The organism is Phaeodactylibacter xiamenensis (assembly GCF_000759025.1).
GTDB classification, from domain to species: Bacteria; Bacteroidota; Bacteroidia; order Chitinophagales; family Saprospiraceae; genus Phaeodactylibacter; species Phaeodactylibacter xiamenensis.
Map to the genome: position 1 here is coordinate 28,921 of NZ_JPOS01000080.1, position 24,262 is coordinate 53,182.

Genomic DNA, 24,262 nt, shown 5'->3' on the forward strand with positions numbered 1-24,262 from the left:
CAAATCTGAGTGGTAATTAGATCCTGACTACAAGAATTAATTTAAGATTAAATTTTTCTTAGCACCAACCTATGAACCTATTTATTGTAGTCCCGAGGTAAGCTATGATCAAATCGTGAACGTGATCATACCACTTTTTATATTTCCCTTGCCGTGAAATCATGAAGGGAAATGCGGTTAAGGGGGCTGCTATACGGATGCGTCTGTGACAGTATCTGACAGATACACCAAGCAAAGTAAATAACACAAAAAACCAAACAAATATGCCTTCATCAAGCATCGCTCCCTTGAGAGCCCTTCACCTGCTCACAGGACTGTGCCTCTTGTTGTGGATTCCCACAGATTTGTTCGGAGCCCACCCCTCTAAAATCGAAAATACAGCACCTTTTATCACCACTTGGAAAACCGACAACCCCGGCGTTTCCTGCTCCAGTTGTATTACCATACCTACTACGGGCGGTGGCTACAACTATGATGTAGACTGGGAGAATGATGGGGTGTATGATGATTTTGGGGTTTCCGGGGATGTTACACATGATTATGGAACGCCGGGCACGTATCAGGTGGCTATTCGGGGGGATTTTCCGAGGATTTATTTTAATGACGAAAGCATATCTAGTCCCCCAACAAGTGATGCAGAAAAAGTCCTTTCCGTTGATCAGTGGGGGGATATTTCATGGAGTAGTATGAATTCTGCTTTTCGAGGTTGTACTAACCTTGCCGGGCAGGCAGTCGATGTGCCGGACCTATCTAATGTGGCGGATATGTCATTTATATTCTCAGGCGCGGAGTCCTTCAATCAGGATATAGGGGGCTGGGATGTAAGCAATGTGATCTCGATGTTATGGATGTTCCAGAACGCAACGTCTTTTAACCAAGATATCGGAGACTGGGATGTAAGCAGTGTGAAGAATATGTTTGGGATGTTCTCAGGCGCGGAGTCTTTCAATCAAGACATAGGTGGTTGGGACGTTAGTAATGTGACTGGTATGTCATTTATGTTCTCAGGCGCGGAGTCTTTCAATCAAGACATAGGTGGTTGGGACGTTAGTAATGTGACTGGTATGTCATTTATGTTCTCAGGCGCGGAGTCTTTCAATCAAGACATAGGTGGTTGGGACGTCAGCAGTGTGACTGATATGCAGTGGATGTTCGTTAACTCAGAATCCTTCAATCAAGATATTGGTGGTTGGGACGTTAGCAGTGTGACCGATATGCAGTGGATGTTCTTTGGAGCATGGTCCTTCAATCAAGATATTGGTGCATGGGACGTTAGCAGTGTGACCAATATGGGGGATATGCTAAATAATAGCGGGCTTTCCAGAATAAATTACGACAGCACCCTAATCGGTTGGGCTAACCAAAACGTACAGGATAGTGTAGGGCTTGGTGCAATTGGCCTTCTCTACTGCGCCGGAGAAAATGCGAGAAATACGCTAATCGGCGATTACAATTGGACCATCTACGGAGATGCCTTGGATTGCTCGCCAATCAACGGTTGTACGACACCAACCGCGTTTCTCACCTCAGAAATTTGCGAGGGTGGAACTTACTTTTTTCAGGGCGAACCAATCAGTCAGCCCGGCCAATATGAGGCCACGCTGCTCAATGCAGAAGGCTGCGACAGCACCGTCATCCTCAACCTAAGCGTCCTGCCTAAAATCCCGGAAAATTTTGATACAACAGCGCTAAGCTTTTCTTCCTGCCAAACTGTAGAAGGGGAAGGGCTGTATGACCTGGCAGGGATATTAACGGACATGCCGGATGGGTATAACGGATTGTTCTATTCTGCCCAGGACACCACTGCGTTAATTGTCAATCCAGGAGCCTATTATAGCGAGCCGGGAATCGTATACCTGAAGTTCTTTTCCGGTACAGACTGCTCTTCCGGTTTCATTCCTATAGAATTAGAGCTGGAAGATGGGCTTTTGCCACCGGTAAACTGCGCGGGCACCACCTGCGAAGGGGAAATCGGCGTATACACCACTTCTGCCGCTTCCGATTGCCAGCCTTACCTGTGGGAAGTCAACGGGCTGGGAGAAATCCTAAATGGCGGGTCTCCCACCGATAGTTTCATTGTGGTGCAATGGCATACTGCCGGTGAAGGCACACTGGCCCTTTCGCTGGGCGGGTGCCCCGATGCCGGTTACTGTCAGGCCACTTACCGGCAGGTCATCCCGATTATTGGGGATGCTGCGGGAATTGAAGGGCCGGAGGTCGTTTGCAATGGCACCGTGGGCAATTACAGTATTCCTCAATTTGAAGGGACTGCGATCCAATGGTCGGTCTCTCCCGGCGGGCAAATCATAGCCGGACAGGGCACCCCCAATGTTTTGGTGCAATGGGAGGTCTACGATTACGGTAGTCAGCAATCGGTAGGGGTCAGCTATGAGAACTGCGTATTAGGGTGCAGTACCTCGTCTTCCCTTGATGTCACCTTACTGCAGGGGCTGGCTATTTCCGGGCCGCCAGCGCTTTGCCGGAATGATTCCATAGATATGACCATCTATGATATCGGGGCAGGCACACCGGTACCAGCAACCTGGTTTTTAAAAGATATATCTGATGCGGTTGTGGGGCAATGGCTTGCTCCGGTAAGTCATCTGAATACGCCTTTCGATTTTCCTCCCGGGGCCTACGAGCTGTTGGGGGTTACAACTGAAGGGGGCGCTTTCTGTGCGGATACGGTTAGCAAGAGCATAGAAATATACGCTATTCCACCCGCCCCTCTGGGCATAGAAGAAGACCTGGCCGTATGCAGCGGCAGCTACGATGTGATCACCGTAGTGCCGGCTGCTGATCAGTTCGACACACGATGGGCGATTTATGATGGCACTGGCGCAGTCAGGTACGGTAATCAGATCAACCATGAATGGGGCGATGAAACGCCGTACAGCCTTGAGGTCCGGCATGTCAGCCCGGGCGGGCAGCAGTGTCTTTCTCCTCCCCTCCTGATTGAGTTAGAGGAGGTGCCCTCAGCTACTGTTTATGGGACTGAAACCCATTGTACAGGCGACACCAGTGTGTACCGGGTGGAGAATAGCCATCCCAATGGAAGCTGGGATATTGCTCCGGCAAATTCAGCTATAGTGCTGTCCACTTCGCAAGACTCCATCGTAATCGAGTGGAAAAAATCGGGAGAGGCAATCGTAGCCTACTCCTCCTGTAGCAAAGCAGACTCCCTGGAGGTCCTGGTCAGCGGAGTGGATGCCATCGGGCTCCTCCCATTGGACACCCTTTGTCCTCAGGAACCCGTCAATATCGAATTTACGCAAGCCTATGCCGCTTACGAATGGTACAATACCTCAGACAGCCTGATCAGTACCTCACCTGCTCCGGTGCTCGACACCGGGCTCTACTGGCTAAGTGTGGAAAACGAATATGGGTGTTCCCGGGATACCTTTGTAGGGGTTTTCCGGCACCCCGAAAGGGCGGTCCCCATTTGGGACAGTGAATCTAATTTTTGTGCCAATGGTGCTGATACCCTCTTTACCAATGATGCCGTAAATATTATTCATTACCAATGGCTAAGGAATGGCACGCCAATTGGGCAGAATCAGCCTCTTTTAGTTATTGGGCAGGAAGGCAGTTATCGGGTGGAAGTAACCACCCGGGACAGCTGCCAGTTTGTATCGGATACCCGGTCCTTTTCCTGTGGCGGAGGTGGTACCAGCTACAATTGTTTCAATCAAGGGCTCAGCTTCACTGCCGAGCGCCTGCCCGACTGCTCAGCGTACCGGGTCTACGCGAATTTTGATACTATTCCCATTGATTTTGAATGGAACGTGGAGGATTTCACTGGTAATGATGCCGGTTTTACCTCAAGCACGGATACCTTGAATATTGATATTGAAGAGGGCGCCCTCTGGCGGGTCACCCTAAGTGCAAATTTTTATGACCCTGCTTACCCCGATAGCATTTGGCTGCGCTGCGCGCGGCAGATCATTGGGCACCCGGTGAAGGCAAATTTCGCTGTCACCCAAGGGTGTAAGGGAGAACCCTTGGCATTCTACAATACTTCCCATAAGCTCCCTGGGCTTAACAGCGATATTTCCTGGTCCTGGGCATTTGGGGATGGGCAGGGTGCCGGGAATACGATGATCGAGTCGCCCTTCCATACTTACACCGAGGCGGACACCTTTTCCGTTACACTGCTGGCCACGCTGGGTGCCTGTTCCTCCTCTTTTACCCGCGATGTAGTGGTCAACTCTGCAACAACGGCTGGCTTTGAGCTGCCTTCGGAAACTTGCCCGGGTGTACCGCTTGCCCTGGAAGCCGAAATGCCTGCTGATAATAGCATAGGCATTAGCTACACCTGGCAGCAATCGGGCCTGGCCCCAGGAACACTACAAGGCTCGCCTGTCTCTACAGTTCTTGCGCCCCTTGATGACGCTACGATAACCCTGGTAACCATCAATCAATTTGGGTGCCGGGATACTTTACAGCGTTCCATTACGGCACCAGATACCCTGGGAGGAGCGATAATAGCGTTCCCCAACTTGCCAGCCTGTGAGGTGGATACGGTCACCCTGACGGCTCCTTCCGGCGGGCAGAGCTGGTCCTGGAGCAATGGAGCGTCCACAGCGGAAATTTCCACTATGCTGCGCGGGCCCTACACCGTCGAGGTTACGGATACCAACAACTGCACCTACACCTTCGGGCCCATCAACACCGACTTCGATGAGCTGCCCTTCTTCCCGGTCCGCGCCATCCTCTACGATGAGAATGGGGACATCGAAGGCTACGCCTACGACAGCCTTACGGTCTGCGAAGGAGAAGACGTATACCTGGAGACGCTTTCCGAGCCCCCCTTCGATATCGAGTGGAGCAACGGGAATAACAATGATCAGATTGAGTTTTCGGACGACCGGGGTAATCAGCTGGCAAGCGGCGTGCATGATATCTTTATTACAGTGGGCTCGCCCTACAGCCAGTGCCGGGACACGGTGCCCATCCGCATTATCGTCAATGCGCCGCCCCCGGCACCGGAACTGCAAAGCGATACCCCGGGGCCGTTGTGCGAAGGTACGCCCTACACCCTGTCCGTATCCAATCCGGTGCCGGGCATCACGTACACCTGGCCCAATGATTCGGTAGGGACAAGTTTTACCACATCAGAAGCCGATGCTTACGTAGTGACCGCCATGGACAGCACCGGCTGTGCTTCTACCGGCGATACCCTGCTGGTACACGCCGCTCCCAATACCGGGCAGGTCGCATCGGGCTGCCTGACCCGTTGCCGCCCGGATACGCTCTGCTTCCCCGGTTTGGAAGGGGCGACTACGTTTGCCTGGTACTTCAATGGAGAGCCCTTTTCGGCCGACAGCCTGCTGATGGCCACCGAAAGCGGCACCTATCAGTTTTATGCGGAGAATGATTTTGGCTGCTCCGATATTAGTGAGCCGCTGGACCTCACGCTCTACGATGGGGTGGGCACCATCACCGGAGAGGTTATCCTGGACCTGAATGAAAACGGCATTGCTGATGCAGCCGACAGCCTGCTGAGCGGAGTGGGCATTGACTGGTCGAGCCCGGAGTGGGGCAATGGTGCAGATACCACAAATGAGAATGGGTTCATTATTCTTCCTTTCATCTCGGCTGGCGACTATCAATTGGTACTGGATGAAAGCTCGCTGGATTTTTCAGTGATCAATGGCACGACGACCGCCTTTGATACAACAATTACGGGCTGTGACAATACCTACAGCTTTACCTGGCTGCTTACCCCTCCGGCATGCGTCAATACAACTGATACCTTACAGGTGGTACAATGCGCGGAAGAACCGTTTGTCTTCAATGGCATTTCGTATTATGCAGACACGGCTATTGTTTCAGAAAATCAAACGTTAGCAGGCTGTGATTCAACTGTGGTAGCGCAAATCAGCTTTTTGCCTTTTCCCGCCCGCTCATTGGATACTACGCTATGCCAGGGCGAGGCTTTAGAGTGGATTGGGAACACTTATACAGCTGCGGGCGCTTATACGGATACTTTAGTATTGCCTAATGCCTGCGATACCATTTGGTCCATCAACCTGGCGTACATTGAGCCTGACACCGTCCTCCGGGAGCTCATTTCCTGCGATGGCGGGCCTGTTCAATTTGGAGAGGTCTGGATAGTACCCGGTGATACAGTGCTCGTTGCTCAAAATAGCTTTGCCTGTGATACCTTGTATGAGGTGAGGGTAAACACAGCAACTATACCGGAGATTTCAGTAACAGCACAGCCCACCTGCACCGGCCAGCAAACAGGGGAGGTCACCGTATCGGTCAATGGCATTGATGCTCCGCAGTATTCGATTGACAGCATCAATTTTCAGTCAACGCCAGGCTTTAATGAGCTGCCAGCTGGATTCAATTCCGTGTACGTCAGGGGCAGCGAAGGCTGTGTGTTCCAAGAGCCGTTTTTCATTGACACCATCCCTGTCCTTAACGCCTGGGCGGATACCTTCTCCATAGATTGCCCCGGTGACTTAGTCACCATTTATCCGGCCTATCAAATCACCGATAGCAGCTGGGTGGACATTATCTGGGAAGATGGGCAGAGTACGCCTGTATTAGAAGTAGAAGGAAATGGCACCTATCCGGTAATCGTAACTAATGGTTGCGAGTACTTTGATCTGGTTATAGAAGTAGGCCCCGCTATCGTTTGGGAGCAAGCAGCAATTTTTGAAGAAGACACCCTGTCTGGCTGCCTTGACTCTGTTACGTTGTATGCTAATTTACCTTTAGGGGCATTGGGCTTATGGGAAACAGACCCCGCATCAATAATTACTTCACCTACTACGCCAGCGACAACAATAATATGGGGAGGCGCTGGAGCTGGCTGGGCAACCTGGTCTTTATCAAGAGGGGACTGTCCAATGTATAGTCAGGATACCGTATGGTTTGCAGCCCCATCAGATTTCATAGCGTATGATGATCAGTTGGACATACCACTTGACAGCACGGAAATGGCCATTAATATCCTCGAAAATGATGAGCTCCCTGGGGAGCCTTATACGGTATCTATTGTGGATAGCACCTTTGCGGACTACATATCCTTATCGAATACCGGGCAATTCATTGTTTCTGTTTCAGCAGGGCTGCCTGCTATGCTAGAAGTTCCATACCAAATCTGTTTAATAGACTGTCCGGACATCTGCTCCGAAGCAACTATCCGCATCTCCGTGGAAGAGGCATCGGACGAATACGAAGCGTGGAATGGATTTTCACCAAATGGAGATGGCATTAACGAAACACTGGTATTTGACCAACTGGAAGAAGCCCCCGACGAATATCCCAACAACGAGCTGATCATCTTCAACCGCTGGGGCGACATCGTCTTTCGAGCCCAGCCCTATCAAAATGACTGGGGCGGTACGAACCAAAAAGGCGGCCGGTTGCCAGACGGAACTTACTACTACATCTTACGCCTGGATATCGGTGATGGAGAGATCATCAAGGGGGATGTGACGATTTTGAGGTAGGAGAGGGGGGAGGCTACCGTTTGCCCCTGAGATCATTAAAGAGGCATGGCCTACTAACTACGCCCTATTCTAACAGTAAATATGATTTTACTGGCTCCGTTTATTTGTCAAGTAAATAGGATTGCCTTAAATTTCAAAAATAATTTTACACTTCATGGCAGTACAACCTTCAGAAAACAAAACGGTAGTATATCTCCTCTGGTTTTTTTTGATCTATTCTCTATTGCTAGCAATAGGGTGGTTTGCTCTAGCCTGGCACTTTCAAGGGCGGCAGCAGGAAATCATTGACGAGGCTGTAAATGATATTGTCTTTGTCGACATTAGTACTCTTGATGCAGCAATTTTAGATTCGAAATCAATAAGTGCGCAAAAACTCGATTATCAATTTAAGCGGGTTGAGCAAAAGATTGCCTCGGTTGAATCAAAGCTGAAAAAAGAATACAATCAGTTTATCGTGCTTGGAATTCCTGCTACATTGATCGGGTTGATAGCTTTCTTTATTTCGGTTTATCGGTATGTAGCAAACCAGGCAAAGGAAGCTGTGAATAAAAATATCGCCGAAATCGTCAAAGACAGGGAGCATTCGATCATCAATCTGATAGAATCCTACGACGATGAAAAACAGTTATTCAAACAAAAGGTAATCAGTGTATACGGAGAGGATGATGACAATGACTTGCGAAATGTGCTTAGAACGGTAGGTTTCGATATGGGGAATTACCATCGGAGCCAAGATATCAAACAAGGTCAGAAATACGATTTGTTGATCATTAATAATGTGAACGGAAAGATATTGTCAAAACATCCACAAAAACCCAAAGACGAGAATTCCTCAGAGGAAGAAGAAAAACATTACCAAAAACAAAAAAATGACTACGATTCAAAATGGGATAAATTGCAACGTGTTTTAAATGAACAGGCCGAGGACGTTTGTATACTTTACTATTGTAAGAAATTTGTTCCTCTGCCAACTCAAAATCTAACGGACTCGAACCTACAGTCTAGGATCAACTTCGCTACCAATCCTGCTCAGATATATGGTAATGTATTGAATTCTCTCAAGTATCAGCATCATTTATCTTCCAAAGAGTAGATAACACAATTTTTTTGCTTCCTAACATAATATTTTCTGTAATCCAATAGTTTTCTATATATTGGCAACATTGCTACGCTATTTTAGCCGCACTTCTGCACCTGTAACACAACGAGCCAAAACAACAGCCTGAATAAAGTAGGACTCTGATGAGTCGCTTTGTAACCACAAAAACCAACCCCATGCAGCAAATACGCCTCATCAGCGTTGCTTTTGATACCGAAATTGCGCCCCACGAGACCGCCGCCTTCCGCGGTGCCGTTATCGAAAAGGTGGGGTACGAACGGGAGCTTTACCACAACCACAATAACGATCCTGAAGCGGAGCGCCTTTACCATTACCGCTATCCGCTTGTGCAATACAAGCGGCAACGGCGGCGACCGGCCATCCTTTTCATTGATGAAGGGGTCAACGAGGCACAGCACTTCTTTTCCAACCCGGACTGGCAGCTCAACTTTGCCGGGCGGGACTATCAGGCGTCTGTGGCGGACCTTAGGGTGAAGGGCAAAACAAATAAGATAAATTATTTTAGGACTATTACCACAGCAAATACTGAACATGAATGAATCCTATTCAGAGCAGCTTGATATGCTGTTTGAAGACATCAAACTACCCGAAAAAGACTACTCTACCTTTCTTAAGATAGATATTTCAGGTATTCAGGACTATATCTTCCATGTGCAGTCGGATAAAGCCGCACGTACCCTTAAAGGGCGCTCCTTTCTGGTACAGGCATTGGGTTGGCTGGCGGAGGAGAATATTAAGCAAGCGGTTAATGATGATTGCTATACCATTTACAATGGGGGGGGCAATGTGTATATGTTGGTTAATGAGGAGGAAGCGCTACTAGACGGCATGGAAGGCCGGCTGAATGATGTGCTCACGCCTTATTCCTTATATATTTGCATCAGCACTGTATCTTATGCTGCCAAGGATTTTAGGAACTGTAAACGAGCGCTGGAGCAACAGTCTGCCAAAGATAAACAGCGTAAATATCAGGGGCAGCATGAAGCTTTCCACTCCTTTGAGTTGCCTCGGGACCTTCCCGATAGAGAAGAAAAGAACCAAGAGGACAAATGGCATGTACTCACCAAACAGCTAGTAAAACATAAGGGGTATACAATTGAAACGGCAGACGGTTCCCAGCAGGACTTGCTAGGTGCTGATGGGGTGATCCGCTTAGGCGATTTCCAATTAAAAATAGTACGGAACCCCACTGAAGACAAAAAGCTGGACAAAAGCATTCTGGTTAACCTGCCCACTTGGGATAATGATTTGTTAGATGACGGCCGCCTAAAAGAGCGTATAAATAAAGAATACAAGAGGCAAGCGAAACGGGACGGTACACCTGAAAGAACGGTGGAAGCAGGTCAAATACTAGAATTTTCAGTCTTAGCCGCCTTGGCAGGAAAGCGTACTGGCACCCCCAAGCTGGGCATACTAAAGATGGATGTCGACAATCTAGGTATGGTCTTCGGTGATTTGCCTGATGCGCAGGCAATGACTTATTTGTCCAAAGCATTCAAATGGTTCTTCGAGGAGCGATTCTGTGAAATTTGGAATGAAGCGTTTGAATATAACTGCCATGCTCGGGGTAGCGATGGGAAGTATCAAACCAAAGGAAACCCTCAAAAAAAGCCATACTCGCAAAACTTGTACGTTGTCTTTGCCGGCGGTGACGATTGCTTTGTGTTAGGAGGCTGGGATACAATATTGGCCTTTGCTGACCGAATCGAGTCCGAATTTCAGCAGTTTGTTTTGGAACTTAAGCAGCATAAACGTACCGAATTCTTGTCCGACAGGAAGGTAACCTTATCCGCCGGCGTAGAGCTCGTAGGGCCTAAGCATCCGACCATCTTATTTGCCAGGGCAGCCAATGAAGCCATTGACACGGCAAAGGATTACGAAAAAGAACGTAAGGACGAAGCGGGTAAACTTAGCAACGGTAAGCACCGTATTTGTTTGTTCAATGAGGCGCTGTCATGGGAGGATTATCGCAATTGTCAAACATGGAGGGATAGGTTAGCAGGGCTGATTAGCAGTAAACGATGCAACCGAAGTTTGTTTTACCGCATTCAGCACAGCAGTGCAGGATTTCAAGAAATGCCGCATCCCAGTGCATTGCAATATAAACAAGATAAGTTTCCAGAAGAGTGGCACCTCTATCATTTTCTGGGACGGATGCGTAACACGAGTTCAGGCACCTTCAAAACGGTAGATGAATTGGTCAAAGCTTATGCTCCTGCTTTGTTGAAAGTATACAAGAATAACGGAGGCAACACACACATGACTTACCCGCTGGCAGCTCGGCTGGCGGAATTCTCAACCCGTACGATAAAACTTTCTTCCGATGAGTAAATCACTATATAACCCAAAGGACAACACCTTTGATGAAGGGGCTGCAAGCAAGCTGCTCCAAATGAATGAGAATACTGTGGAAGCAGTCAAATTGTTTATGGAGCGCAATGCTCGTTTTGTTACTGCCAATCAGTTGCGGAATGTGTATGCCCGCATTCGCGCTAATGAAGGCAAACAAGACGAGTCCCAATTAGCGATGTTACGGGTACAACTCGCCTTTATCAGGGGCAAATCCGATCGCCGTAGTAAAGGCTTCCATGCTCTGCTTAAGCTGCTGGATGAAATGGTGCAGGAAGTGACCGCTCAAAAGGCTGAGCTTAAGCAGTTGAAACAGTTTTTTGAAGCTATTCTGGCCTATCACAAATATTACGAAAACGTCAAAACCCGCTAACTATGAGTGAGAACGATAAAAGAAAAAAAGACAGCAAAAGCTTACCTCCCCTGAAAGGTAAGATCATCATCAAAGGAAAGATTGTAGCCGTTACAGCTTTGCACATCGGCGGGTCAAAAGACGGTATAGACATTGGAGGGGTAGACCTCAATGTAATCAAAAACCATCACGGAGAACCGTTTATTCCGGGATCCTCGCTCAAAGGCAAGCTGCGTTCTATGCTGGCCCGGTTGGAAGGGACCCTGCAGGCAGAACGCCGCCCTGCTGATGATGAAAATATACATACGGACCAAGACATCCGCTACCTGACTAATCTCTTCGGTATAGCCGCCAATGAAGATGGGCAAGGAGAAGAACCATTACAGCCTACCCGCCTGATCGTAAGAGACTGTCTGCTTGATCTAGAAAACTCTCCCAATCAGGAGAAATACAGTGAAATGGACTTTCCCTATACCGATGTAAAGTTTGAAAACAGCATAGACCGTCGCCGAGGCGTTGCTCAGCATCCCCGTCAGCTGGAGCGCGTACCGGCTGAAGCCAAGTTTGATTTTGAGCTGATCATGGACGTGTATGAGGATGATATGGAGCCATATTCCGCTAAAGAGGGTGAAAAGCTTGAGCTAAGCACGGAAGGGCCAGCCCGCAACCAATACCTGAAAGCGGTATGCATGGCCATGGAAATGCTACAGGATGACTATCTCGGTGGTCACGGTAGCCGAGGCTATGGCAAGATCGCTTTTGAAGTTGAGTCACTTATCTATAAGGAACTGAATGGGCTAAACTACGGCCCTGTTGCTCTAGATGGCGAGTTGGCAGAAATATCGGAACAATTCGTGGCATTATCTACACAAAACTAAGTCTATGCAGACCATACTTTTGCGCTGCCCCCGCCGGGCGCGTTTTCATTTTGGGCAGGTAGGGCTTGGTGAGAATATGGCATTGAGTGATACGGCTGTCTTAGCCCATTCAGATACTTTGTTTTCTGCTATCATCAATACGGCGGCTGTATTCCCGGATACGGCTATGTTGGATGATCTAATTGATGCCTTTAAGGAAGGGGAAGTTGGTATTTCTTCCGCCAACTTTTGCTGGCAAGTATCCGATTCCAACTATATCTGGTTTTTGCCTAAACCGGCCATTTCCAATGAATCGAGGCAAAACAGCAGCACACAAATAGCTCAAAGCTTAGATACCAGCCGGCGCAAAGAATTTGGCAAAGTAAAGTTTTTATCCAAAGGTGTATGGGAGTCTGATTTTACGCCCAATGACTGGTTCGACCCTGATAAATGTCTGATTTTGGATGGCAAATTTGTGGTTACCCAAACGGAAGCGCTAAAGATACCAGAAGTATATCGCCACGCTCGTACCAAACTTTACGAGGTTGTCAATCTACCCAAGGTCCGGGTTCATGCTGCCGATCAACAGCAAGGCTTTTTTGGGCAGGCTGCCGTGCAGTTGGGCTATTGGGACGAAAACTGTAGGGTACATTATTACATGTTGGCTCAGATGCCGGAAGACGAGCGTTTGGCCGCTTTTTTCCGTACCGTGATGCAATTGTTGATAGATCAAGGTATTGGAGGTGAACGACGTGTGGGCTGCGGGCAGTTGACAGAAATAGAATGGCGAACGGATTTGAATGAGCTGCCAACCGAGCCAACAGCCCTACAAATGAGTTTAGCCCTTTTAAATCCGGAGAGTGTGGCTGAACTAGGCGAATGCTTGAGCTACGAGACGATCATTCGCGGAGGCCGGCGTATCACAGTGGCTGGTGAGAATGAGGTCTACCTTAATCGGATTCGGATGATTCTGGAAGGAGCCATCAGTCAAAAAGCCCTTGATGGGCGGGTTGTCAATATTAACCCTTACGATGAAACACCCCATCCTTTTTATCGACTGGGGCGGCACTTCAGCATTTCTTTACCGCAAAACCTGATGCCCTATGTCCAGCAATAAAACTGAAAATACAATCTCATATCAACTGGAAATACAGGCTATTTCTCCTTTGCACATCGGTACGCAAGACTTACTTGAGCGCTCGCCCTATACCGATTATTATGTGGATGGCGATAAGGTATGCTATATAGATGAGCAGAAGTTAATGGCTGCAGTGCAGAAAAAGGGACTATTGGATGAATATCTTGACATCGTCAGCGAGTTTGACAACAATCGCGCTAAGGAGAGTATCGGCACTTTCATCAGTAAACATTTGGACGGTGGCGATTTCAGTGCCTATGCCCACGAGAATCATGGTCTTGAATCCGATATGCGTTTGCCCATTGCCCCTACCATTAGCAGCAAGGGGCAGGCCTATGTTCCTGGAAGCAGCCTGAAAGGGGCCTTGCGTACAGCTATTTTGTACCATTGGCTGTGCAAGAAGGGAAGCAGGGTACTCAAGAAGAGCTTTCGCGAAATAGAGCGCTTGCAAGCCACTAACAGCCGGAAGCGTCAATTGCGACGTAATGACCGTCATGGAATGCGGGATATACGGCGCGAAGAAAACCGCATCCTGCGCAATATCTTTCCCGAAGAGGAACTCTTTGGTCGTATCACCAGCTCCGATGCGCGCCGTATCCGGGTACGCGACTGTACACCTGTAGCCCAAGAGGAGGTAGGCGTATACTTAGCACAGCGTCATCGGCTAATACCACAACGAAGCCGTTATAACAACCGTAATCAAAACAGCATCCCACAACCACGTCAGGCGATTTTGCCAGGCACCACCTTTAGCGGAGAACTCAACCTACTCTTACCCTTTGCCAACCCGGACTTAAGGTATTTGAGTAATAAGGAGCAATTCATAAACGATATTAATTATCTGGCGGAAGATGCCATAGACAATGAGATTTACCAGCTGGGCATGGCGCTTCATGAAGGTGGACAGTTTAAGGAAGGAGCGGAACTTCTCATCCGCTTTTACGAAGAAAACTTAAAGCCTATATTAAAGGAGTCTGATACCATCCTCTTGCGCCTGGGCGGCGGCAAAACGGTCTATGACAACAGTCTGTTGCTGGCATTGATCTACGGGGATGAAAAAGAACGGGAACGGGAATATTATTTCCGTATACTGCGGGAGGCGCTCTTTGGGGTGCGGGAGGATCATGACCTTTTTCCGGTTACGCGTACGCTGGGCCCGGGTGGGGAGGTGTTTGGGTGGGTTAAGATTAAGGTGAGCTAAATTCAATCCTATGGCGACTACATTCCAAGATGGATATGAAATAGAGCTATCTGATGAGCTATGCAAGATTGAGGCAGGACCTTTTAAAGAGTTGGTTATAGGTGGCGTACGATCTTTGCTAGATCCGACAGTTGTAGGTACTGTTGCACATATACCTAAACTAGTGAATATCGAAAAAGATATTTCTGCTGAGATAAAGGATGTATTGTTTAGGACTTTTAAAGCCACTATTCAATCTTTATTCCAAGACGAAATTGAACCTGATGCTCGTAAGAAGCTTAGAGAGGAGAGTCTGATTGAGTGGAATACCGAAATGCGCCAATCAGATGAGGTAATAACTGTAACAAAATCAGATTTAAGGTATCCTGGCTCTTCTAAATTTTGTGTGCAGGCGTATATTATATTGAGCGACACCTGCGCTCATTATGGTATTACATTTGAGCATGGTTGGCTTGATTTTGCAAGAATGTTTTCTGCGATTTATAGTCACCAAATACAGAAAGCCCCTGAAACCCTTGATGTATTTAGAAATGAAAGCCTCGATATTCATGTCAATGATGAGAAAAACTATTATGCAGAGAGCTTAAAGAAAGTAAACCAGTTTAAGGCTAGAACATCCATTCTATCCGATAAAGAAGGAGCAAACATCCTTCTCTCTGAGATTGAAGTGCCTTCTGAAATTCGTATTTACAATACAGGTGGATTTGTAGAGTCAAACGCAAATAATCTTTTACCGTTATTTCTTGGGAGTGATCATGAGTACCGTTTGAGTATTTTGGAAGCTGATAGAGGTATGGGGAAATCCGTTTTATTGGAAAGATTATTTATGCAGCTGCAAGAAGAGGTATCTGGTCAAAGCAATATATTTATTATTAAACCGAACGATATAGGAGGCTTCTCTGGTAAGGTGTGCGATTGGAAAGCCCTATTCGGTAAATATGAAATAGAGCTCAGTAGTCGGTTGAAATCACGACGAATTTATTTGCTCATAGATAGCGTTTTTGAGGTATTTCATGGTGAGGCGCAGGTAAATGTTTGGAATCAGCTACTCGAAGTAATAATTGAAGAGCACCCACAATTGTTTCTAATTACCACTTGCCGGAAGCACGGACTAGACAAGAGGAGTTTAAAGAATAAGGATAATGTACAGGTGCTAGAGATAAATGGGTATTTGCCTGATGAACTGAAGAAATACGTAGAGAAAGTCCGGGAAAAGCGGGGTGAAGTTTGTCCAGAACTTGAATATATAGAAAACCAAAGCCCGAAAACTCGCTATGAAGAGGAAATAATAAAACTAGCTACGTCCCCCATGTATGTCGACTTGATAGAGATCAGGGGGGAGTCTAGTAATATGCCTGAAAAGCAAAACAAAATTGCCTTAATTAATGATACCATAGAACTGATGGTTGATAAGGCTATAGAAATAGAAAAGCTACCTAAAGAAAGCATATGTAGTGAAATTGAAAAAGCCCCAATGGATTTAGCTATTGCAAGTATGGGGCTAATAGAACAGCCCTCGATTCCTGAAGATATAAGGAGACTTTTAAAGAAGATTTCCTGTTTTACTGTAGACTTGTATTTCGTACATGACTCTTTTAAGGAGGCTCTTGCAATGAAGTTTTTATCGGAAATGTTTATAAGTGACGATGATTCATGGACAAGTGGCGATTTTGATAAGGCCGTTCAAATTATTCATGAACTATTAGAAAAAGAGGATACAAAGGAGGAGTTGACAGTGTATTTGGAATATAGATTCAAATCTTTCTCACAAGAAAATACAGTGAAAAACTTTATCAGTCGGTTTTTCAAATTTTACGCAAAATTAAAAGAAGGTAGGCTTAAACTAAGTGACTCTCCACATAGCAATATTTATGGGCAGATTAGGGTAGTACATATTTTTATCGAGGTATATAACCTCATTTGCGCGAATATAAACGTAGAGGATATCAATTTCAGACGACTCGGCCGATACATCGATGATACTACGATATGGCTGATAGATATGAAGGATGCTTTGAAGGAAACAGAGGTTCCTTTCTACTTTGTGGAACTAGGCAAAGACACACCACCGTCTTTATTGAGATTGCAAGTACTCAAACTGATTAATCCTGAATTGGACGAATTTCAATTTGATGTTGAGAGCTGGAAACATGGAAAATCTTTGACAATAGAATCTGCTAATAAGGGTGCAGTTTCTATTGGTAAAGAAATACGTAGGAGTTTTTCGGGGAAAAGCAGTAGGCGTAGAGTACCTATATCAAAAGACTACGAGGTTGAAGAAGTTAAAATTGTCGACTCTAGTTTGAGCTTAAAATTGTTGAGCACAGAAGCTAAAAGGTTTTTAATCACTCAGTGGTCTGATATAGAAGCTCAGAATAAAACTATAAAACTGATACTATCTAATGCCAAAATTGGTCTTCTAGACTGTACAATAGATTTAAAAAATACTCGTGACGTTGTCGACCAGCTCAATGACGACACCCAAAAACATTATACCCTTGAGTTGAAAACTATAGCAGGAAAATCAATTATAAGAAAGGCTAGCATTGATCAGTTTCAATTACATCTATTTAGTGCCGAAAGTTCAGACTTCGTTATTGAAGAGACCGAGTTCAACAACTGTCACTTCACTAGCGAGAGTAGCTTCAAGGGCATAACCCTAAAAAAAGTAACCTTTAACGAATGTGAGTTCACCGAGGAATCTATTTTGAGCATTTCGAATGATAGTGAGCAAATTCATTTTAATGCTTGTTGGTGGCGCGCGCCAGATAGAGAAATATCGAAGGATCGAGAGGACATAAGTAATAGGAAAAGGGAGTTTTTGAAGTTCACTACTAATACCAAGCTTCTTTTAGTCAAAGACGAAACAAACAATACCTGGACTTTTCAAGAAGATAAAAGCATGGAACAACATCAAGTTTTGACAGAGTGCAAGGAGCGTGTAAAGGCAGAGCTTGAAGTGAATATAATGAAGAGCTTGCAAACCCTGGGCAAGTACCTTAAACCGAATTCTGGCTATACTGACAGAATCTATAAGTTGCTAGATGAGTTTGATACAGAAGCTAGGGAAGTTACGAAGTCGACTATTGAAGACATCCTTGATGATTTATCTTTTGAAGATATCAAGCTTGAGTATGCATTTAGCGATAAGATGTACGATCATATTTGTGTTATAGCTCCAGCCTCAGCGCATGAGGAGATAAAGAAAAATGATTTCCCTAAGAATCTGTTTCCTAATTCCTCCTTTGCTGATTCGGCACACAGTATCCCCAAAGAAGCTAAGATTTTGGTGTTTTATGCAAAAAAGGAAGATTTAGTCAACAGCGAGGAAGGAAAGACTCCATGGGAGAAATGTCTTTCTGATGTTCTCAATCTAAGTATTTCTGAAAGTAATAAACGATACGTGCTGCTTTTCACGAATGGTCGTTCTAATGAAATAAGTAATGAAAAATACAAAAGAAATACCGTATCTGCCAATTCTTATATCCCCCTTTACGCTCGCTTAAGAGAACTTCAAGATCACATTAGGCAACGTGCCGCACTACAGCTAGACGACTAAAATACGGTTACTACGCCAACTCCGATTCCTCCGTCTACGCCCGCCTACGGGAGATGCTAGACTACCTAAAATACTTTGACGCTGACAAACCATCTACATGACCCTTCAATACCTGCAAGCAGAATTTTCACTCCCCCTCCGATTCAAAGAAATTGCACGCTGGCGTGGTGCCTGGTGCGAACTTGTCGGCTGGGACGTTGATTATTTCCATAATCATAATGCGAAAGATGGCAGTGTTATTTATCGGTATCCATTATTGCAATACAGAGCTTGGAAGCGCCGTGCAAGTTTCGTTGCTTTTCAAGAAGCAGTACCTGCGATCCAAGAGGCTTTGATCGATATGGATTGGGAACTTCGCTGGGAAGATACTCTGACCACGCTTAGTCTGCAGCAGATGCATATGCGTACGCATGAATTGTATTTAGACTCAAAATGGCATTATTACAAATTACATAACTATCTTCCGTTCAACTCCAAGAATTTTGCCAATTGGCAGGAACTGGAATTACTCACTGATAAGGTTCAATTTCTAAATAAGCTAATACCTAATCATATCTTGGGATTTGCTAATGGTATTAATTGGCGTCTTGAAGGGTATTTCGATGTTCAGTTGACTAACTTCATAGGTCAACGACCAATGACTTTACACAATATCGTATTTCCCACTTTTACACTCGAATTCAGAACCCAGCTCTTTCTACCTTCTGGCGTGGGGCTAGGTAAAGGTGTAAGTCATGGTTTTGGTACCTTAGAACATATTGGAGCAAGTACTAAGTCAGAACTGGAAGAATAATGCTCTCTCCTTTATTAATCTTGTAAAATAGCCTATATTAGTTTACCAACGTTCTTTGAAATACCAAATTCCAATGTCCAAATACCGGACAAAACCATCCACTTTTTGATGACAAAGTGTACGCAAGGAACACCAAAATTGCAAAATTACATTATCACTAACAATAATATTAACATTGCAAAATACTGTTTTACAGACAGCTACACAGATAAAAAACCGCTATGCACTAGAAGTTGAATATAGTAAAAACGGCTATGTTTTAATTTCGGCGCATTTTGGGATAAAGACCTGTTAGTCAGTATTTTGTATAGTTTTGGTGTACTCATTTCCACTAAAAAGCAGCATTTTGTGACAGCTCAAAGACACTAAAAACACTTTATACATTGTTAAAATATGGGCATATTTCTCCGGATTGGTGTTAAAGTGATAATGTTTTGTATATTGGAGGTCAGTTAGTTAAGTGGCTTTTTGAGAAGGGCAGGGTCAGAGCGAGCATCCAGAATAGATAGGACTGCGACGTTGGTGCATCTGCAGGTGTGGTTAGTCCCTCAATGTCAGAGCGAGCATCCAGAATAGATAGGACTGCGACCTTAGCGTTCTAGGGAATTTCCTGCTCACTCCATGTCAGAGCGAGCATCCAGAATAGATAGGACTGCGACATCATAAGTCGAAAGTTTTTTGCCTAATACTAAGTCAGAGCGAGCATCCAGAATAGATAGGACTGCGACAAATTTTTAGGCTCGGGTTTTGGGTTGCCCTGAGTCAGAGCGAGCATCCAGAATAGATAGGACTGCGACTACTCTCATGTGTAGTCTAATTTATTAAAAAAGTCAGAGCGAGCATCCAGAATAGATAGGACTGCGACAGTCATTTATGACTGTTTTTAGTTTGAACATTATCGTCAGAGCGAGCATCCAGAATAGATAGGACTGCGACCCGCGCGGACCAATCCAACCGAACTCAGCTTCAAGTCAGAGCGAGCATCCAGAATAGATAGGACTGCGACAAATCACTCAGTCTTGACTTATCTGAGAAAAGTCAGAGCGAGCATCCAGAATAGATAGGACTGCGACTACATTCAATGTTCTCCTGAGCTTCTTGAATATCGTCAGAGCGAGCATCCAGAATAGATAGGACTGCGACAATACTGAAAAACGTTTTCATTCTTTTATAAATTGTCAGAGCGAGCATCCAGAATAGATAGGACTGCGACGCACCGCTGCCGCCGTAAGGGCTTCAAAAAGGGTCAGAGCGAGCATCCAGAATAGATAGGACTGCCGAAGCGCAGCGAAGGCCCGTATGGGCGATCCCGGTTAAGATGTACTATCTGGTTCCAGGCTACTTCAAGTACATCTAAGACCGGGACTAAATCGGCGCTGTTTCTGTCCTAATCCTGCCGATTTAGCTTTACTTTTGAATTGGTTTATAGATAGATGATGTATTTTTGGTCAGATGCCCGCTTACACCGCATCCCTAGATACTGACAAGCGCAGCTTCGTCAGTAAGAAAGGGCATACCGTGGGAAGCGTGAGCTTTTCCGGTAGAGCGCATCCAGAATAGATAGGACTGCGACAGTTAAAGCTACTTCCACGTATCCATACACAGTCAGAGAGCGCATCCAGAATAGATAGGACTGCGACCGAAAGATACATTTGTCAATAAGCAAATAGCGTCAGAGCGAGCATCCAGAATAGATAGGACTGCGACAACGTTGCAACACCTGTGTTCTCTCCAGAAATTGGGTCAGAGCGAGCATCCAGAATAGATAGGACTGCGATTCCCACTCTCCAAAAGCTTTGTCGCGGTACTTGTCAGAGCGAGCATCCAGAATAGATAGGACTGCGATACTCTCTCTAAGGAGGTTTTGTGAGGCGGTGCAGGGTCAGAGCGAGCATCCAGAATAGATAGGACTGCCGAAGCGCAGCGGAGGCCCGTATGGGCGATCCCGGTTCAAGACTTACTAAGGCTCGCTTTTAGAGCTCACCAAGAAAGTCTAAGACCGGGACTAAATCGGCGTTGTTTCGTCCATGGGGTAGCCGATTTAGCTAAAATTGTATTTTCTTTCTTGATTCAGCTGGAGCGCCTTAAAGGGACTGCATAGGCAGCGGAAGTCCCGGTCTTAGCGTAGTAGCTGAAGTGTAACGAAGCGTCACGTAGCTTCACCGGGAAGAGCGCATCCAGAATAGATAGGATCCCGGTTAAGATTTACTAAGGTTCGCCTTTGGGGCTCACCAAGAAAGTCTAGGGCCGGGACTAAATCGGCGCTATGGCTATGGCTGGGGCAGCCGATTTAGCTTTACTTTTTGTATTGGAGTATAGATGATATATTTTTGGTCAGATGCCTGCTTGCACCGCAAGTAAAGGCATGCCGCGTAAAGCGTGAGCTTTTCCGGTAGAGCGCATCCAGAATAGATAGGACTGCGACAGAGTTCGACAGATTTCGAGAATTTTTCTCTCGTCAGAGCGAGCATCCAGAATAGATAGGACTGCGACCAAAAGCTCCATAAATTACGCCTGTTGTTTGTGGAGTCAGAGAGCGCATCCAGAATAGATAGGACTGCCGAAGCGCAGCGGAGGCCCGTATGGGCGATCCCGGTTCAAGACTTACTAAGGTTCGCCTTTGGGGCTCACCAAGAAAGTCTAAGACCGGGACTAAATCGGCGCTGTTTCGTCCATGGGGTAGCCGATTTAGCTAAAATTGTATTTTCTTTCTTGATTCAGCTGGAGCGCATTTAAGGGACTGCATAGGCAGCGGAAGTCCCGGTCTTAGCGTAGTAGCTGAAGTGTAACGAAGCGTCACGCAGCTTCACCGGGAAGAGCGCATCCAGAATAGATAGGATCCCGGTTAAGACTTACTAAGGTTCGCTTTTAGAGCTCACCAAGTAAGTCTAAGACCGGGACTAAATCGGCGCTATGCCTGTACTAGTTCTGCCGATTTAGCTTTTATGAGCTGCTTTTGTTGCACTGGAGCACCTCGTGCTGCAATAGCGTGGAGTGCTCCAGTCCCGGTCTAGCGGAGTAGCTGAACAGTGTGAAGCGCCTGTAGGGCCCGTATGGGTTACGTAGCTTTGCCGGGATCCAGAATAGATAGGACTGCGACTCAGCGGCAGTAATAAGGCAATGTTTCCTACATGTCAGAGCGAGCATCCAGAATAGATAGGACTGCGACTTTACTCGCAACATGGATGGGGCGCAAAACCGCCAGTCAGAGCGAGCATCCAGAATAGGTAGGACTGCGACCATGGTAATACAGTGAATGTGGTAATGAAATATCGTCAGAGCGAGTATCCAGAATAGATAGGACTGCCGAAGCGTAGCTAAGGCCCGTATGGGCGATCCCGGTTAAGATGTACTATCTGGTTCCAGGCTACTTCAAGTACATCTAAGACCGGGACTAAATCGGCGCTATTCCTGTCCTTGGTCTGCCGATTTAGCTTGATTGCGAAATTACATTTTGTGTATGCAGCTCTGGAGGCTCCGCATTGGAAGAGGGGAGATCTGGTATGCCCCATATGGGTACGGAGCTTAACCTGGAAAGCGTAGGGCCATGTAAAGCGCCTGCCTGATACCGTATGGGCGTAGCGGCATCCCTTTGCATAATACACATTCCGCACCTACGGCGCGGGGAAGCTGCGGCTTTACTGTGTTACCTACCTATAGCCCCTAACGGGGCTTACATCGATTGACTGCTACTTGCATTGGGCACGATGACCGCACTAGATTCAGCTGCAGTGCGTTAGATTGAGCTATGTCGGCAATGCCCCGCTAGGGGCAAAATGTCGGTAACCACAAGACAACGCTCTGCCACCGCGCCGTAGGTGCGGAAGGTGAGCTGCGGCCCTGCATGGAAAACGCACACCACAAAAAACCACCGGAGCACACAAGAAGCTCCGGTGGCCAACTCAAAGGAAAGGCAAAAACAGGCAACTCTTTATCAACTCTGGTAGAGGCGTATTTCATCCAAGGTGCGGGGGAAGGCTTTTAGGCGCTGAGCTTTCTTGAACTCAATGGCAGCACGGCGGCTGCGGAAGGGGCCGATCAGCACTTTGTAGGGGACCGCATCGTAAGTGTGGTGACCTACCCATACCGGGCGGCGGTAGTGTGGTGCGACCCGGTGCTGCATTGCCCAGGCGGATTCATAGTTCCTGAAGGCGCTGAGCTGTAGGTACACGGGTGTCTCAATCGGTACAGGTGGTGGCTGCGGGTTAAAGTAGGGCTGCGGCTTGGGTACGGCAACGGCAGCTTTCTCGGGTTCACGGAGCTCAGGAGCTGCTGCGGGGGCTTCCGGGGCAGGCTCTATAACTGGCTGCTTTGGCGTTGGCGGGGTTTGAGCAGGGGCGGGTAAAGGAGCCAATTCCTGCGCTGCTTTACCGGGGGCTTCCGCGGTCATTGGGACTACCCTGACGTAGGCGTAGTTAAAGGCCAGTAAGGTAGCTGCAATGATGCCTACGCCAACGATCATTGTGATGCGTGTCTGCATGGCAAAGGCTTTTTGCGAAAGCCTCACCTTCAGGGGCATTAGCCGCAGTACCAGGCTCATAATCAGGTGGCGGGTGCGGCGGGCTATCCAATAGCCAATCAGTAAAGGGAGTACAACCCTTATCAGGATAGAGTAGGACATAAACATAGGTTTAGAAAGCAGTTTCAGAATTCGTTTTGCCTATGCTTGCCTTGCCTTTCATTGTCAATTGAAATAGACGACTCTGGCTTTTAAGCCGTTACGGGCCATATGGGCTTCCGCTGCTTCCGGCCCGCGGAAAGGGCCAATGACGAGGTGATAGGTGGTGCCTGAAGACTGGCCTCTGACCAATTCCAGGTTTTGTTGGTGTATGACGGATAGCCTCCGCTGTGCATCATTGGCGCTTTCCCAGGTCGGGTACCGCCCGATTTCCAGGTAACAAGTGCGCAAAGTGGTCGTGGCGGATTTTACTGGTGTAGTGCCCATATTGCCATACCTGGCGGGAGCCGCAGGGGCCGTTGGGGCGGCAGGGTCACGGTCTGCAAAGAAGAGTATGAGTGCAAACAGGCTAACCACAATGAGTACAAACAGGAAAATGCCGCTGCCGTACGGCCGCTCTCTGTATCCATGATAAGGTATTGGTGGCGGATGATAATACCGGTTGTGGTAATAATCGTCGTAGTGCCGTTGGTTACTCCCTGTGAGCAGTGCACCAATCACGGCGCCTATGATAAGGATGATCAGGATTAAGCTTATGTTTTCCATAGGTGCTTTAGTTTGTTTCCAGGATTCGCATTAAACACGGAGCTGAAGGGCTTTTTATTCCAATACTGCTCAAGCAAACAATGTCTGCCTTAGGAAAACCCTTATTTCGCAGGGCATCTGGAAACAGGAATAGGAAAAATTAAAAAAAGTAGCCTCCTGATGTAAGAAAAGGAAACCCCGCTCCGTGATACAGCACAAAAGGG

12 protein-coding genes and 1 CRISPR repeat array are annotated in these 24,262 nt (G+C 46.9%); of the genes, 10 read left to right on the top strand and 2 right to left on the bottom strand.

All coding sequences use genetic code 11. The features are described 5' to 3' along the window. Positions 1–263 precede the first annotated feature (263 nt). The 10 genes from IX84_RS21260 to IX84_RS21305 all read left to right on the top strand — a co-directional run bounded on the left by IX84_RS21260 (position 264) and on the right by IX84_RS21305 (position 18,835). On the top strand, positions 264–7,466 hold the full coding sequence (locus tag IX84_RS21260; protein WP_044225542.1) for a T9SS C-terminal target domain-containing protein: 7,203 nt from the start codon (positions 264–266) through the stop codon (positions 7,464–7,466). A 154-nt stretch (positions 7,467–7,620) separates the two neighbouring features. Next, on the top strand, positions 7,621–8,559 hold the full coding sequence (locus IX84_RS21265; RefSeq protein WP_044225543.1) for an NARF domain-containing protein: 939 nt from the start codon (positions 7,621–7,623) through the stop codon (positions 8,557–8,559). 182 nt (positions 8,560–8,741) lie between these two features. Then, positions 8,742–9,125, top strand: coding sequence for a hypothetical protein (locus IX84_RS21270; RefSeq protein WP_052516269.1), 384 nt, complete (start codon positions 8,742–8,744; stop codon positions 9,123–9,125). Next, the gene (cas10, locus tag IX84_RS21275) at positions 9,118–10,917 is read left to right on the top strand and encodes a type III-A CRISPR-associated protein Cas10/Csm1 (RefSeq protein WP_044225545.1); all 1,800 of its coding nucleotides are present in this window, start codon (positions 9,118–9,120) and stop codon (positions 10,915–10,917) included. Before IX84_RS21270 ends, cas10 begins: the two co-directional genes overlap by 8 nt. Further along, positions 10,910–11,308: a type III-A CRISPR-associated protein Csm2 gene (gene csm2 / locus IX84_RS21280; RefSeq protein ID WP_044225547.1), complete on the top strand. Its 399-nt coding sequence runs from the start codon at positions 10,910–10,912 to the stop codon at positions 11,306–11,308. Before cas10 ends, csm2 begins: the two co-directional genes overlap by 8 nt. A 2-nt stretch (positions 11,309–11,310) precedes the next feature. Then, positions 11,311–12,165: a type III-A CRISPR-associated RAMP protein Csm3 gene (gene csm3 / locus IX84_RS21285; RefSeq protein WP_044225549.1), complete on the top strand. Its 855-nt coding sequence runs from the start codon at positions 11,311–11,313 to the stop codon at positions 12,163–12,165. A gap of 4 nt (positions 12,166–12,169) precedes the next feature. Continuing rightward, complete coding sequence (gene csm4, locus IX84_RS21290) at positions 12,170–13,261, top strand: type III-A CRISPR-associated RAMP protein Csm4 (protein ID WP_044225552.1); 1,092 nt, start codon at positions 12,170–12,172, stop codon at positions 13,259–13,261. After that, positions 13,248–14,483: a type III-A CRISPR-associated RAMP protein Csm5 gene (csm5, locus tag IX84_RS21295; protein ID WP_044225555.1), complete on the top strand. Its 1,236-nt coding sequence runs from the start codon at positions 13,248–13,250 to the stop codon at positions 14,481–14,483. Before csm4 ends, csm5 begins: the two co-directional genes overlap by 14 nt. Before the next feature lie 10 nt (positions 14,484–14,493). Then, a complete protein-coding gene (locus IX84_RS21300) occupies positions 14,494–18,042 on the top strand; it encodes an NACHT domain-containing protein (protein WP_044225557.1) in 3,549 nt (1,182 codons plus the stop codon). Between the two features lie 97 nt (positions 18,043–18,139). Next, positions 18,140–18,835, top strand: coding sequence for a CRISPR-associated endonuclease Cas6 (locus IX84_RS21305; protein ID WP_044225559.1), 696 nt, complete (start codon positions 18,140–18,142; stop codon positions 18,833–18,835). 482 nt (positions 18,836–19,317) lie between these two features. Beyond that, positions 19,318–20,117: a CRISPR direct-repeat array (repeat unit 36 nt; unit sequence GTCAGAGCGAGCATCCAGAATAGATAGGACTGCGAC). A 2,652-nt stretch (positions 20,118–22,769) separates the two neighbouring features. On the opposite strand, the gene IX84_RS31320 is transcribed toward IX84_RS21305, so the two are convergent. Both IX84_RS31320 and IX84_RS21320 read right to left on the bottom strand, forming a co-directional pair. Continuing rightward, complete coding sequence (locus tag IX84_RS31320; RefSeq protein WP_160213869.1) at positions 22,770–23,456, bottom strand: SPOR domain-containing protein; 687 nt, start codon at positions 23,454–23,456, stop codon at positions 22,770–22,772. Between the two features lie 63 nt (positions 23,457–23,519). Next, a complete protein-coding gene (locus tag IX84_RS21320) occupies positions 23,520–24,059 on the bottom strand; it encodes a hypothetical protein (protein ID WP_044225563.1) in 540 nt (179 codons plus the stop codon). Between the last annotated feature and the right edge of the window lie 203 nt (positions 24,060–24,262).